Annotated in this window: 13 protein-coding genes; 10 read left to right on the top strand and 3 right to left on the bottom strand. The window is 42.5% G+C overall.

Annotated features, from left to right (window positions below; all coding sequences use genetic code 11):
- Positions 1-2654: beta strand repeat-containing protein (locus AB8P51_RS02235; RefSeq protein WP_369747139.1), on the bottom strand; the 2654-nt coding region annotated here is incomplete at its 3' end.
- A gap of 311 nt (positions 2655-2965) precedes the next feature.
- Here AB8P51_RS02235 and AB8P51_RS02240 point away from each other — a divergent pair.
- The 6 genes from AB8P51_RS02240 (at position 2966) to AB8P51_RS02265 (ending at position 8385) form a co-directional block, all read left to right on the top strand.
- Positions 2966-3715 carry a carboxypeptidase-like regulatory domain-containing protein gene (locus AB8P51_RS02240; RefSeq protein WP_369747140.1) on the top strand — a complete coding sequence of 250 codons (750 nt, stop codon included), beginning with the start codon at positions 2966-2968 and terminating at the stop codon, positions 3713-3715.
- Entirely contained in the window at positions 3702-4502 is an 801-nt protein-coding gene (locus AB8P51_RS02245) for a carboxypeptidase-like regulatory domain-containing protein (RefSeq protein ID WP_369747141.1), read from the top strand. The genes AB8P51_RS02240 and AB8P51_RS02245 overlap by 14 nt, the downstream gene beginning before the upstream one ends.
- Before the next feature lie 55 nt (positions 4503-4557).
- A complete protein-coding gene (locus tag AB8P51_RS02250) occupies positions 4558-5052 on the top strand; it encodes a DUF6702 family protein (RefSeq protein WP_369747142.1) in 495 nt (164 codons plus the stop codon).
- Positions 5053-5121: 69 nt separating this feature from the next.
- Entirely contained in the window at positions 5122-7431 is a 2310-nt protein-coding gene (locus AB8P51_RS02255; protein WP_369747143.1) for a M1 family metallopeptidase, read from the top strand.
- A gap of 91 nt (positions 7432-7522) precedes the next feature.
- Positions 7523-7804: a twin-arginine translocase TatA/TatE family subunit gene (locus AB8P51_RS02260; protein WP_369747144.1), complete on the top strand. Its 282-nt coding sequence runs from the start codon at positions 7523-7525 to the stop codon at positions 7802-7804.
- 8 nt (positions 7805-7812) lie between these two features.
- Entirely contained in the window at positions 7813-8385 is a 573-nt protein-coding gene (locus AB8P51_RS02265) for a phosphatase PAP2 family protein (RefSeq protein WP_369747145.1), read from the top strand.
- Here AB8P51_RS02265 and AB8P51_RS02270 read toward each other — a convergent pair.
- Positions 8345-8992, bottom strand: a complete 648-nt coding sequence (locus AB8P51_RS02270; RefSeq protein ID WP_369747146.1) for an O-methyltransferase — start codon at positions 8990-8992, stop codon at positions 8345-8347. The genes AB8P51_RS02265 and AB8P51_RS02270 overlap by 41 nt on opposite strands.
- Positions 8993-9055: 63 nt before the next feature.
- On the opposite strand from AB8P51_RS02270, the gene AB8P51_RS02275 reads away from it, so the two are divergent.
- The 3 genes from AB8P51_RS02275 (at position 9056) to AB8P51_RS02285 (ending at position 12041) form a co-directional block, all read left to right on the top strand.
- Positions 9056-9520, top strand: a complete 465-nt coding sequence (locus AB8P51_RS02275; RefSeq protein ID WP_369747147.1) for an N-acetyltransferase family protein — start codon at positions 9056-9058, stop codon at positions 9518-9520.
- Between the two features lie 64 nt (positions 9521-9584).
- Positions 9585-10853, top strand: a complete 1269-nt coding sequence (gene kynU / locus AB8P51_RS02280) for a kynureninase (RefSeq protein WP_369747148.1) — start codon at positions 9585-9587, stop codon at positions 10851-10853.
- 30 nt (positions 10854-10883) lie between these two features.
- Positions 10884-12041 (top strand): MFS transporter, encoded by a 1158-nt coding sequence (locus AB8P51_RS02285; protein ID WP_369747149.1) that lies wholly within the window; start codon positions 10884-10886, stop codon positions 12039-12041.
- A 2-nt stretch (positions 12042-12043) separates the two neighbouring features.
- Here AB8P51_RS02285 and AB8P51_RS02290 read toward each other — a convergent pair whose 3' ends face one another.
- Positions 12044-12712 carry a hypothetical protein gene (locus tag AB8P51_RS02290; RefSeq protein ID WP_369747150.1) on the bottom strand — a complete coding sequence of 223 codons (669 nt, stop codon included), beginning with the start codon at positions 12710-12712 and terminating at the stop codon, positions 12044-12046.
- A gap of 296 nt (positions 12713-13008) precedes the next feature.
- On the opposite strand from AB8P51_RS02290, the gene AB8P51_RS02295 reads away from it, so the two are divergent.
- Complete coding sequence (locus AB8P51_RS02295; RefSeq protein WP_369747151.1) at positions 13009-13557, top strand: ClpP family protease; 549 nt, start codon at positions 13009-13011, stop codon at positions 13555-13557.
- Positions 13558-13629: the final 72 nt, after the last annotated feature.

Raw genomic sequence — 13629 nt, forward strand, 5'->3', positions numbered from 1 at the left:
TGATCCGGTGCTGTGTTGACAACTTCAAAATTTTGTCCCACCTGATTCACCGTGATGGCTGTACCTGCTGAAACGGTTTGATTTTCATTGGTGGGGTCATTATCGTTGTCGGCCACAGAAATTGTACCTCCTCCGTCAGATAGGGTTACATTATTTCCTGCCTGGGATAAAGTCTGTAATTCATTCGTAGGATCAGAATCTGCATCGTCCACGTTCAATGTGAGGGTACTTCCATTTTGTATAGAAATATTACCTGGACTATTATCCGTGCTGATATCCTGACTGTCGCTCCCCGCAGCCAATTCATCCAAAGCACCCTGCACATCTGAGGCAATGAGAAGTCCAGTAATCGTATTATCATATGGATTGCTGGCTGCCCGGGTGTCGATGGTTTCGTCACTCCCATCATTATTAGTAAATGTGTAAGTGCCATCGGCATTATCTATGAGATCCGCTTTTGAAATTATTTCTGCGGCCCCAAGTTCATTCGTGTAGGTAAAAGTGCCATCTCCATTGTCCAGAATAGTAGTATTGGTCTCCCCGCTCGCTGCAGCATCTACATTTACGTAAAGTCGGCCATCTACCCCAAAAAGCAGGTCATTATTTGCATCTGTACTAATTAAGCTTTCTGAAAGTGTAGCCCCGATATCTGTTATTTCAAGGGCTCCTGCATTCATGGCTAAAGCTGTATTGTATTCATTTGTAGGATCTGCATCTGCATCATCAACTAAACTGGAAAGGTCCACTATTTCATTTGTACCATTTTCAATACCGATGGTAAGGTCTGTTCCAATTAGTACGGAACCTGAGATATTTTGATCATCAGACCCCCCGGCTACAGCTGTACTTACTTCATCAATCGCGGCCTGCACATCAGTAGCGGCCAGATTGCCGAGAATTGTATTATCAAAAGGCAGAGCAGCTGCATTGAAATCGAGAATAACATCCACACCATCGTTGTTGGTAAAGGTGTAAGTACCATCGGTATTATCAGTGATATCGGCCTTGGCCACAGTATCCTGAGTGCCGTCTTCTTTGGTGAAAGTGACAAATCCATCTCCGTTGTCAACTAAAGCTGTAATGGTCTCATTGATATCCGTATTACTTCCATCGGCCTGTGTGAGGGTGGCAATCAAATTTCCGGCCACCGTATTGGTAACAACCAGGCCATTGGTTGTAATGGTTACGTCCACTCCATCATTGTTGGTAAATGTATAGGTGCCGTCAAGGTTATCCGTGATATCCGCCTTGGCCACAGTATCCTGAGTGCCATCTTCTTTTATAAAGGTGACAAATCCGTCTGAATTATCAATGATACTGGTAACGGTCTCATTGATATTTGTACTGCTGCCATCAGCCAGAGTAAGAGTGGCAATCAAATTTCCAGCTATAGTATTGGTCACAGTTAAACCATTAGTAGATAAGATTACGTCAGATCCGTCATTATTCGTAAATGTATAGGTACCATCAAGGTTATCAGTGATATCGGATTTGGCCACTGTATCCTGAGCACCATTTTCCTTGGTAAAAGTGATAAGACCGTCGCCATTATCTGTAAGGGCCGTTATGGTTTCATTTACAGAAGTACTACTTCCGTCTGCAAGGGTAAGTGTTGCAATTAAATTACCGGGTACCGTATTAGTTATGGTAAGTCCGTTGGTATTAAGAATTACATCAGTACCATCATTATTGGTAAAGGTATAAGTCCCATCTCCATTGTCTGCCATATCAGACTTGGCTACAGTTTCCTGGGTTCCATCTTCCCTGGTATAGGTAATAAAACCGTCGCCAGCGTCAGTAAGGCTGGTAATAGTTTCGTTGATATTCGTACTACTGCCGTCTGATAAAGTAACTGTTGCGATAAGGTTACCGGCCACCGTATTGGTAATTGTTAGTCCGTTGGTAGTTATTAACTGAATATTTCCCATCGAATCGGAAAAGCTATAGGTCCCATCCCCATTATCCACTAAGGAGATGGTCGTGACCGCTACATCCAGATCGTTTAAAGCGGTCTGTACAGGGGTGAGGTCTAAAAATGCCCCGTTATCGCTACCGGGGATGATGGAATTCCCTGCATCTCCACTTACTATAGCCGCACTGGTAATATACCCTGCGTCATTGGTGAAGTCACTCAAAGTGACCTGTGAGTAATCCATTTCGTCATCGGTGATTGTATTGTCCTGTAATTCCTCGTTCCCTACAGAATCGGGCGCAAGTTTTGATGAAGTAATGGCATTGTTTTGAATATCAACACTGGTTATCGTAAAATCGACAATGTTTTGTCCCCGTATTTCGAGTACTTCAAAATTGACATTATCCGCACTTTCTGTGATTGCAATCGTGCTGTAATCGTTGACAATAGGGTCTGCCGTAAAGGTGAGCCTGAGCGCATCACAGAGATTGATCCATTCTATACCTTCATAATAAAAGAGGCACTGTTCATCTGTGTTGTAAACCATGGCCCCGGGCAAGGGAGTAATAGCATTCATTTCAGCTGTGCTGATACGCGTTATGACAAATACCCGGTTAGAGCTTTCCAGCTCTAGGACAGAAGAAGGATCCAAATTTTGTGGATTGTCACCGATCTTAATCTGTGAATAAAGTCCGGCAGACAGGACCATGAATAGTAAGCTCAGTAAAATTCTTCGTTTCATCATCAAAAATTTACATCAGAAAGATGGCAATTACAAAAGTAGGATTATATCGGAATCGGACTAAAGATACACCCCGAAATACATAATTAATGGGTAAATCACCATGTATCGATTATAAAGCAATTATTTCCCTAAAATTTCGTAATTTCTTGAATAATACCCTGGTTACGGATAAAAGGAATAGTACTTTTTAACATAAGTTTTATGACACATTATTTTTTTATAAGTCGAACTTATTTTTTCTTTATCCACTCAAGGGATTTCGGTCTCAATTATAATTCAACTGGGTGCTCTATGCACTGATGCCACATATGAAACAACTGTTAATTCTTTTACCTGCACTCTTTTTTCTCTCCTTTGGCTTTTCTCAAACCGATGATCGCAGACCTTTACGGGGGCAGGTGATCTACCGGAATGTACCGGTACCTAATGAAAACGTTATCAATACAACTACCGAAAAAGCGACGATCACCAATAATAAAGGTGAGTTTCTGATCTATGTTGCAGAAGGAGACGAATTGGTTTTTACCGCCATCAACTACCAGATCGAGATTTTAAAAGTAACAGCCGATATTTTAAAGAAAAACCGTCTGGTGGTAGAGGTCAACGAAAAAGTGACCGAACTCGACGAGGTTACCGTAAGCCCGGAAAATCAGAAAAAATTCCTGCAGTTGCAAAATGAGGAATTCAAGCAGTACGCTTATGAAACCGACGCCACCGCAGAGGTGCAGAATATCGCTCTGGATCCCACGGTAAGGGGGATGCAGGACGGACTTAATTTCAAGAATATCTTTAAGGCCTTGTTCCTGTCTTCTAATGACAATGCGGATGCAGCAAGAACTCCGTTAAAGGTTAGTGAAGTACTTCGGCAGGTCTATGACGATGATTTTTTTGTACTCGATCTTCAGCTACCTCAGGACAAGATCGATGCATTCCTGCTGTATTGCGACAGCAAACTTCCTGCCCAATCTCTTCTCAGGAAGGACAATGAATTTCAACTGATCGAATTTCTGGTCAACCAAAGTAAGGAATTCAGAAAGGGACTCGATGTGGAAGAATAATTACCTTTTCCCTGTTTTTCTTTTTTGCTGTTCCCTGCTGAGCGGACAGTCTTACTTCAATTTTCAATTGGAAGGACAAACCAGATTTGAAGGGAAGGGAGTACCCGATGTGCATATCATGAATATAACGGCCGGGGAAGCAACGATTTCTGACCAGAATGGAAGGTTTACCATCTCCGTCACCATGGGGGATACACTTCTTTTCTCAGCCGTACAATATCAAAGAAAGAGCCTGGTCATTTCAACCTCTATTTTAGAAAGTAGTTTCGTCTATGTAACCCTTGAAGAATTTGTAAATGAACTCGATGAGGTGGTGGTACGCCCATATAACCTGACAGGTGATTTGATAAGGGATATGAATGGGATGAAAACAGAGCAGGTGGTAACCGCATCAACCCTTGGTTTGCCCAATGCCTATGTAAAGCCCCTGATGCAAAGCGAACGTCTTCTCAAAGAAGCCTCCATGGGACCTTTTCAAATAGGTATGCTCACTGCGGTTCCTTTTAATCCTTTGATCAATATGATCACGGGACGAACAAAAATGCTCAAAAAAAGAGTGGCGAGAGATAAAAAATACTTGCTTACAGAGCAGGTTAGAAATTATTATCCCGACAGTATTTTTGTAAAGCGGCTGGGAATTCCCGCCGAGCGTATTGACGATTTTATGTACTATTGTGAAGTGGATGAGAAGTTCGATTCTATTGTCGCCACGGACGATCATATAGCGATCTTAAACCTCCTAAGGTTGAAAAGCAAAACCTACAGAGAAAATAATCAGCTCGAATGAGCATGCCTGGCACAGGAATTGCTCTTAAAACAAGTGAAACTTTAGACAAACAATCTTGAAAGGACTTTACCTCTTTATCATACCGCTGTTTATCGCCATTGGCGTTCATAAATTCTATGTCAGTGTAACCCAGGTTGAATATTACGCACAGGACGAAGCTATCCAAATTACGAGTCGGGTTTTTATTGACGATCTGGAAAAGGCTCTCGTTGAAAGATATGATGTTCAAACATTTTTAGCGACCCCAAAGGAGATACAGGAAGCCGATCGCATTGTAGAAAGGTATCTCAAGGCAAAATTCGTGGTTCGTATTAACGGAACTCAGGTAGAATACAAATATCTGGGAAAAAAGACTGACAGTGATCTTATGATCCTCTTTCTTGAGATTCCGGGTTTTTCTTTGGACAAACTGAAATCTATTGAAATTCAAAACGAACTGTTGATGGATGTCTTTGAAGAACAGAAGAATATCCTTCATTTCAGAATAGGGGATAGAAAAAAGAGTTATGTACTGATCAGGGAAAGCAATGTGGGAATGTTAAATTTTTAAAAAGTCGAGGTTAATTCTCCCTGAAAAATCCTATTTTCCGCGCCGGAAAATAAAATCACAATTAATTATATGGATCAGATAAAAAATTATGCTACGGCAGTCCTTGTTCTTGTTGCGACTGTCTTGTTTGCCCAGGAAGAGAAGATTTATGAAAGAGATCCTGGCCACCTCAATGAAAGTAAATTCAGGCAGATGTACCAGGAGTTTGCAACGCCGAATATGTACAGATCTGCTTCCGGTACTCCCGGGCCTGATTATTATCAGCAACAGGCTGATTATAAGATGGACATCGAGCTTGATGATAAGAATGCAAGATTATATGGGGAAGAAACCATAACCTATCACAACAATGCTCCCGAAGCTCTGGAATTCCTTTGGCTGCAACTCGACCAAAACGTCAGATCCAGAGATTCTAAATCTCCACTTAGAAATTCAAGCAGCCTAAAAGCGGCTTATACCACAGAATCGTTTTCAAAGACATATCTCAAGGAAGATTTTGACGGAGGGTTTAATATAGAATTTGTAAAAGATAGCAACGGCAATCCACTTCCTTATACCATTAACCAGACCATGATGCGAGTAGATTTACCCGAAGCGCTGAAATCTGGAGAGAAAGTATCTTTTTCGGTAAAATGGTGGTATAACATACCAGACCATACTGTAGACAGGGCGCGATCAGGGTATGAGTATTTTGAAAAAGACGGAAACAGAGCCTATGTGATCGCCCAGTTCTTTCCCCGTATGGCAGTTTACAGCGATGTGGAAGGCTGGCAGAACCACCAGTTCTGGGGGAGTGGCGAATTTGCACTTCCTTTCGGGAATTACGATGTGAATATTACTGTGCCGTCAGACCACATCCTCGATGCCACAGGTAAGTTGCTTAACCGAAAGGAAGTCTTCAGTAAGGAGATGATAAATCGTTATGAGCAGGCAAAAAAATCCTATGATAAACCGGTGCTGATTGTAACTCAGGAAGAAGCAGAAGCAGCTGAAAAGGGTTTTTCAGAAAAGAAAAAGACCTGGAAATTCAGGGCTGAAAATGTCAGAGATTACGGATTTGCCACTTCCCGTAAATTTATCTGGGACATGCAGGCGGTAAAAATTGGCAATAAGGATGTCATGGCGGTTTCACTTTATCCCAAGGAAGGAAATCCGCTTTGGGAAGAATTGTCTACCAAGGCAGTTGCCAGTACGCTGAAGTCCTATTCGGCCCATACGTTTGATTATCCTTACCACAAAGCCATTTCCGTACACGCTAAAAACCAGGGGATGGAATACCCCATGATATGCTGGAATTACGGTCGGCCTAATGAAGATGGGACCTATTCAGACAGGACAAAATACGGGATGATTAGTGTGATCATCCATGAAGTAGGTCATAACTTTTTTCCTATGATTGTAAATTCAGATGAACGTCAATGGGGATGGATGGATGAAGGACTTGATACATTCATGCAATATCTGGCAGAACAGGAATTCGGGGAGGCCTTTCCGGAAGTTATAGCCCCAAACAAGAAATATCCTTCCAGAAGGGGAGATCCGTCCAAGATCGTGCCTTATATGAGCGGGGACCAAACTACGATAGCGCCTATCATGTCTAATCCGGAAAACGTTTTTAAACTGGGGCCTAACGCCTATGCCAAACCGGCAACCGCCCTGAATATTCTCAGGGAAACCGTGATGGGAAGGGAATTATTCGATCACGCTTTTAAAACATATGCACAGCGCTGGATGTTTAAGCACCCCACGCCGGAAGATTTCTTCCGCACCATGGAAGATGCTTCAGCAGTAGACCTGGATTGGTTCTGGAGAAGCTGGTTTTATACGACTGATTTTGTCGATATCGGAGTAAAAGGGGTAAAGAAATTTGTGGTCAGTGATAAGCCCGGAAAGCAAATGCAGGAATATATGGCATCGAGAAACCTGACGGAATCAGACTTTCCGCCTCTGGTGTATCTCGCGGAGGAAGATACTGATGAAATAGACCCGACAATGGTTGGCAAAGCACCGAGTGAAGTTTCATCTTCCCTAAAAGAATTCATGATGGACAACCTCACGGCAGAAGAAAGAGCAAGGGTAAAAGAACCCAAGTATTTTTACGAAGTAACCTTTGACAAACCAGGAGGTATCCCAATGCCTTTGATCGTGGAGTACACTTATTCGGATGGAAGTTCAGAACAGGTTACCTACCCACCGGAGATCTGGCGTAAAAATGATGCCGAGTTCAGGCGTGTCATTGCTTCACAAACCGAAATTGTGGCCATTACAGTAGACCCACGGGCCGAGACTGCAGATATTGATGTCACAAACAACAGCTGGCCCAAAAAAGAAGCACCTTCAGAATTTAACCAGTTTAAGGAGGGGATAAAAGGCGACTAAAACAAATCTGTTGTAAGTATTACGATCCCGACAATTATGTTCGGGATCGTTTTATTTTATAAAAGGGCTCAAACTTGATTATATTTGTACTATGAATTTGATCCTGGTCTTATTTATCAGCGGCGCTGAAATTTTCTTTATCATGTTTATCGTGGTAATGGTTTTTGGCGCAGACAAAATCCCGGGAATTGCCAAGGGACTGGGGAAAGGTATGCGTCAATTGAAAGATGCAACCGAAGATATCAAACAGGAGATTCAGAAAAGTGCCGAAAAACAAGGGATCGATACTAGTATTACTGATGACATTAAAAAGGAGATGAATCAGGTGAAGAAGAATATCGAAGACGTCTCCGGAACCATCAAAAGAAAGTAAAGGACCGGATGTGGGAGAGGTTGTTACAATGGGATCGCAATGCATTCATCTACCTCAATAGCCTTGGCATTGAAGAATACGACTGGTTCTGGTCACTGGTAACCCAAACTACCACCTGGATCCCCCTGATAATCCTCTTTTTTATTTTATTTCTACGCCATTTTAAAGGGAAAGACGCCCTGGCCATGATACTGATGACCCTCCTGCTTTTTGGTTTTGTGATGGCCCTGATGTACATCACCAAGGAATATGTAGGACGCCTCAGGCCGAATAATACTGAAGAACTCAGCGGACTTGTACGTATCCTGTTCAGACCGGAGGACTACAGCTTTTTCTCAGGTCATGCCGCCAACTCATTCGCGATCGCAACCCTGGTAGTTCTTTTTCTCCGTTCCAAGCTCTCCTGGGTATGGGTCTTTTACCTTTGGCCCTTCTTGTTTTCCATGAGCAGAATTTATGTAGGGGTACATTATCCCCTGGACCTGATCGCAGGGGCGCTGGTCGGTTTGCTGATGGCATTTATTTTTTACCGCATTTTTACTAAGATCCTCGTACCCTACTTAGGGTTAAGCCATCCCTGACGGGGAGCATTACAGTTTCTATTCTGGGGTCTTCCTTCAACATTTTATTATAGTCTAATAAAGCTTTGGTCGCTTTATCAGAAGGATCGAGGGGTTCTACGACCTTCCCGGACCACAATACATTGTCTGAAAGGATAATACTTCCGGGTCTCGTCTTTGGCAGAACTACCTCAAGATAACGCTTGTACTCTTTTTTTTCTGCATCGATAAAGACCAGGTCGAAATCCATTTGCAGTTGGGGAATAATTTCCAGGGCGTTTCCGGTGTGTTGTTTGATCTGATTACTGTAGCCCGATCGATCAAAATACTTCCTTTGAATATCCACCAGTTCTTCATTGATGTCTATGGTGTGCAATTCGCCGGTATGCGGGAGGCCTTCTGCAAGACAAAGAGCGGAATACCCCGTGTAAGTACCTATTTCCAGAATGCGCTGAGGCATTATTATTTTGGATAACATACTGAGTACCCTGCCCTGGTAGTGCCCGGTGATCATTCTTGGTTGTAGCACTTTCATATGGGTTTCTCTGCTTAAAGCAGCCAGGTATTCCGGTTCATTTTCTGTATGATCTGTGAGATATTGTTGCAGGCTGTCTGATAAAAAATGCATGCCATTCTTTTTGTAAAAATAGGCTTTTTGGGCTACTTTGATGGCGGTTAAACATACCCTGATATGAAAGAAATCCTGATTCGTGACGCTGTTTTAGATGACCTGCCTGTTCTTTTGCAATTTGAAGAAGAACTGATTGAGGCCGAACGACCCTTCGACCCTACCATCCGAGATGGAAAAATCCATTACTACGACCTGCAAAGCTATATTGAGAGCAAGGAGGTTAAGGTAGTGGTTGCAGAAGACAAAGGTACTATTGTGAGTTCAGGATATGCTTTAAGTCGCCCTGCCAGGAATTATCTCGATCATGAAAATTACGCATATTTAGGATTTATGTATACCCTTCCCGAGTACAGGGGAAAGGGTATCAACCATTTGATAATAGAGGAGCTAAAGGCCTGGGCTTATCAAAACAACTTGAATGAAATTCGTCTTACAGTTTATGAGGATAATATCCCGGCTTTAAAGGCCTACGCCAAAGCTGGTTTTAAGAAGCATATAGTGGAGATGCGACTGCCTTCACATTAGCACGAATTCTTTATGAGAATAGCTGATTCATAAGTGTTGTTGTATTTTTGAGAAAAAGAAGTCTATGACATTTCAGAATACGCTTTCCTTTGCTCAACAACTCGATGCGCAGGATTCATTGGCGGTTTACCGGGATCAATTCCATTTTCCAAAAGTAAATGGGAAGGATGTCATCTATTTTACGGGAAATTCCCTAGGGCTGCAACCCATAAGAACTTCAGCCTTTGTAGAGGAAATTATGAAAGACTGGCGGGAACTTGCTGTGGAAGGTCATTTTCATGCAGAAAAATCCTGGTGGGATTACCATGAAAGGCTGGCAGCACCACTTGCCAAAGTTGTTGGAGCTAAAGCTTCTGAGATTTCGGTAATGAATACACTCACGGTTAACCTGCATCTATTGATGGTTACTTTTTACCGACCTACACAAAAACGATACAAGATCCTTTGTGAAGAAAAAGCATTTCCTTCTGATCAGTACATGTTCCAGAGTCAGATAAAATTTCACGGTCTTGACACCTCCGACACCCTTGTGGAAGTGAAGAAGCGGGAAGGCGAACACTTCTGGCGTACAGAAGATGTACTGGCAAAAATTGAAGAAGTTGGAGATGAACTTGCCCTCGTCCTCCTCGGAGGAGTGAATTACTACAACGGGCAGGTATTCGACATGGAAGCCATAACACTGGCAGGGAAAGCGGCAGGAGCATTTGTAGGATGGGATCTTGCACATGCTGTTGGAAATGTGGAACTAAAATTGCACGACTGGGGTGCTGATTTTGCGGCCTGGTGTAGTTATAAATATATGAACAGTGGCCCCGGAAATGCCTCTGGTGTTTTTATCAATGAACGCTATCACGGCCGTACTGATATTCCACGATTTGAAGGCTGGTGGGGAACTAAGAAAGAAACGCGATTCCTGATGCAACCGGAATTCGATCCAATGGATAACGCCGATGCCTGGCAAATCAGTAACGCCCCTGTTCTTGCCCTTGCCCCGTACCTGGCTTCCCTTGAAATGTTTGAAGAGGTTGGAATGCAGGCACTGATTGAAAAAAGAAATAAAATAGTTACCTATCTTGAATTTATCCTTGGTGAAATTGATAAGGAAGTAGACAGCTCCTTTGAAATCATTACACCAAAGGCCCGAGGTACTCAGCTTTCAGTATTTTTACACGGAGAAGGCAGGTCGCTTTTCGATTACCTTATGAAAAATGGTGTGATCACAGACTGGAGGGAGCCCAATGTTATCCGTCTGGCCCCCGCACCCTTTTACTGTTCTTTTGAAGATATGTATCATTTTGGACAGATTCTCAAGCAAGGAATCGAGGAGTCCTAAAAAGAAGGCCTCTTTAATACTTTTACACCTATGAGGTCGCTCCGACTCATCTTAACAAATCCCAGATATTTTGGCCCGGCCTGGGCCTTCGCCAGCCTGAACATTCTATTCGGTACCTGGGCCATTTATATACCTGTTGTAAAAGAGGATTTGGGAATCGATAAGGCGACCTTGGGAATTGCCTTGTTCTTTCTTTCTCTGGGGGTTTTCATGGTGTTCCCTGTAGCGTCGCGAATCGTGAATTTTCTGGGGGTGGGAAGGGCGACCTGGATCGGAATCTTATTGTTGTGCTTTACTGCTTTGTTTCCCCTGATGGCCAATAGTTTTATCACCCTGGCCCTTGCCCTGTTCTTTTTTGGATCGGCCAATGGCTTTCTCGATATATCCATGAATACGCTGGTTACGGAAATCGAAAAGGAAGACCAGCAAAAATTTATGTCTGCATCTCATGGCTTCTTTAGCCTCGGGGGTGTTTTGGCAGGGCTGGGTAGCTTTTTAATCCTTGTATTTGAAAGCAGGATGCTGCATATGCTGGCGGCAATTCTCCTTGTCTTATCAATCAATCTCGTTTTTCATAAACGCTACCGGCATATAAAAGCAGCACCGATTGAAAAAGAACCTTTTAAGCTAAAGAATTTTAAACCTCTTTTGCTTCTCGGAATTGTCTCTTTTGTAGTTATGGGAAGTGAAGGTGCTATAGTAGACTGGAGTGGCTTGTTTCTCAAAGAAGTAACGCTGGCACCAGAAACTTTATGGGGAGCAGGTTTTCTCGGATTTCAGATCACAATGACCCTGGGTCGATTTCTGGGAGATGCTATCAGTGCGCGTATAGGTTCAGTTAAGATCGTGGCACTAGGTGCATCCATAGCCATTTTAGGATATTTATTCGTGCTCTTAGCCAGTACCTATCTGGCTATAGCAGGATTTGCCTTAACCGGACTCGGATTTTCGGTGATTATTCCTGAACTCTTCAGAATCGGGGGAAATGTAAAAGGGGTAGAGTCTTCTCAGGGGGTTGCCTTTATTGCCGGAACCGGATATTCAGGATTTTTAGTCGGACCTGTGATCCTGGGATTTCTGGCGGAACAATTTTCCCTCAACACGAGTTTTACAGTCTTGCTGGGATGTGTAATCCTGGTACTGGGTACAACTGTTCTTCTTAGGCGTAGCCGGGTAAAACAGAGTTGAGCTTATTTTAAGATCTCAACATCTGTGAAATACAAGGAAAAGTTTCCTTCTGCATTTTTGTGCATTGTAGAAATTTTAAGGCCGTCTACCTCTTCGTATCCTTCCCAGGTAGCAGAACTCGTGGGGTCATCGCTATTTCCCTTTCGGAAATTCCACTCCTTTACGAGGTGATCCTCACTTAAGTAAAAATCATAGGCATCTCCGGGCGTATATCCTCCATCATTTCCATAAACGACAGTAAGCTTAGGCAAGGAATCCTTGCTGATAGGGGCAAGGGATCTTTCCTCGTAGGTATAAGTTAGATTGTCCTTATCCCACAGTATGTTGATCGGGGCAAGAAGCCAATACTTGTCATTTATAAAGGCGGCGTCGGCCCTTGCAGAAAGACTATCCACAGCTTTTCTGTTGTAGAGAATGGTATCTCCCCTGGAAATTCCACGCACCTCCTGAGTTTTCGTATTCCAGGTCCATTTGCGTTCAAAATGCATGGTATCCCGGTCAACATTAAAAGTAAAGCGGATCTGTTGAATTTTGTTCCAGTTCTCAATACCATGAGCCTTGGCTACTTTTTCCAATATGTTTTCTTCCTTAACAATTTCGATTTTCTTCTCTGTTTTACAGGCTACAAGAAAAAGCAGAAGGGAAGCCAGAGGGAGTAAATTCTTGATCATAGTATTTTTTTTCAAAGATAAGGGTTTGATCCTTGTTTTAGAATTTTCTGAAATTACAAGGTTGAATTTAAATTATTATGGTTCGTACGGTACTAAGGATTTCGATATAAGTTATTGTCGCTTTACAAGAAATCCGATGAAATGCACATTTTGATCCATATGTTAAAATCGAAGTTTAATTGCAGCTGTTATAAATTACTGATAATTAGAGGGTTGATAAGCCTATTTTTTGAAGCAAACTCACTTGGTAAAACTTGGGGTAAATGTGTACCTTTGAAGTCAAATAAAATGTGATTATGGGTGCTAAAAAGGGAAAGGTACAGGAAGCAATTGACGACAAATTACTGCAGGAGAGAAAAGTTTTTCTATGGGGTATGGTTGATGATGATTCAGCCAAGCATGTTATTGACAGATTGCTGTATCTGGATATGCAGAATAACAAGGAAATTCAGCTTTATATCAATAGTCCGGGAGGATATGTCACCTCCGGATTCGCAATTTACGACACCATAAAATCTTTGAAAAGCCCGGTTTCTACAATTTGTACCGGTCTGGCGGCATCTATGGGTTCTATACTATTATCTGTAGGAAAGAAAGGAAGACGATTTATACAGCCGCACGCAAGGGTGATGATCCATCAGCCCAGTGGTGGAGCTAGAGGACAGGCTTCAAATATCGAAATTCAGGCCAAGGAAATCATTAAAACCAAAGAATTGGGGGCTAAGATTCTTGCTGAAAACTGCGGACAAACCTTTGAAAAAATCATGAAAGATTTTAATCGTGATTACTGGATGGGTGCCGAAGAATCTGTGGAATACGGCATTGTAGATGGAATTATGAAATAAGGCTCCAATAGTTGATAAGAAAAAAGTCCGGTGTAAGAGTACACCGGACTTTTATTTTATATGGACGCCACT

The sequence above is a fragment of the Muriicola sp. SD30 genome, assembly GCF_041205185.1.
GTDB lineage: Bacteria > Bacteroidota > Bacteroidia > Flavobacteriales > Flavobacteriaceae > Muriicola.

Coding starts and splice junctions, on each gene's coding strand:
- AB8P51_RS02245 (WP_369747141.1), top strand. CDS start 3,702: ATGTGGAAGAATAATTACCTTTTCCCTGTTTTTCTTTTTTGCTGTTCC.
- AB8P51_RS02270 (WP_369747146.1), bottom strand. CDS start 8,992: ATGCATTTTTTATCAGACAGCCTGCAACAATATCTCACAGATCATACA.
- kynU (WP_369747148.1), top strand. CDS start 9,585: ATGACATTTCAGAATACGCTTTCCTTTGCTCAACAACTCGATGCGCAG.
- AB8P51_RS02290 (WP_369747150.1), bottom strand. CDS start 12,712: ATGATCAAGAATTTACTCCCTCTGGCTTCCCTTCTGCTTTTTCTTGTA.
- AB8P51_RS02265 (WP_369747145.1), top strand. CDS start 7,813: ATGTGGGAGAGGTTGTTACAATGGGATCGCAATGCATTCATCTACCTC.
- AB8P51_RS02240 (WP_369747140.1), top strand. CDS start 2,966: ATGAAACAACTGTTAATTCTTTTACCTGCACTCTTTTTTCTCTCCTTT.
- AB8P51_RS02260 (WP_369747144.1), top strand. CDS start 7,523: ATGAATTTGATCCTGGTCTTATTTATCAGCGGCGCTGAAATTTTCTTT.
- AB8P51_RS02285 (WP_369747149.1), top strand. CDS start 10,884: ATGAGGTCGCTCCGACTCATCTTAACAAATCCCAGATATTTTGGCCCG.
- AB8P51_RS02255 (WP_369747143.1), top strand. CDS start 5,122: ATGGATCAGATAAAAAATTATGCTACGGCAGTCCTTGTTCTTGTTGCG.
- AB8P51_RS02295 (WP_369747151.1), top strand. CDS start 13,009: ATGGGTGCTAAAAAGGGAAAGGTACAGGAAGCAATTGACGACAAATTA.
- AB8P51_RS02275 (WP_369747147.1), top strand. CDS start 9,056: ATGAAAGAAATCCTGATTCGTGACGCTGTTTTAGATGACCTGCCTGTT.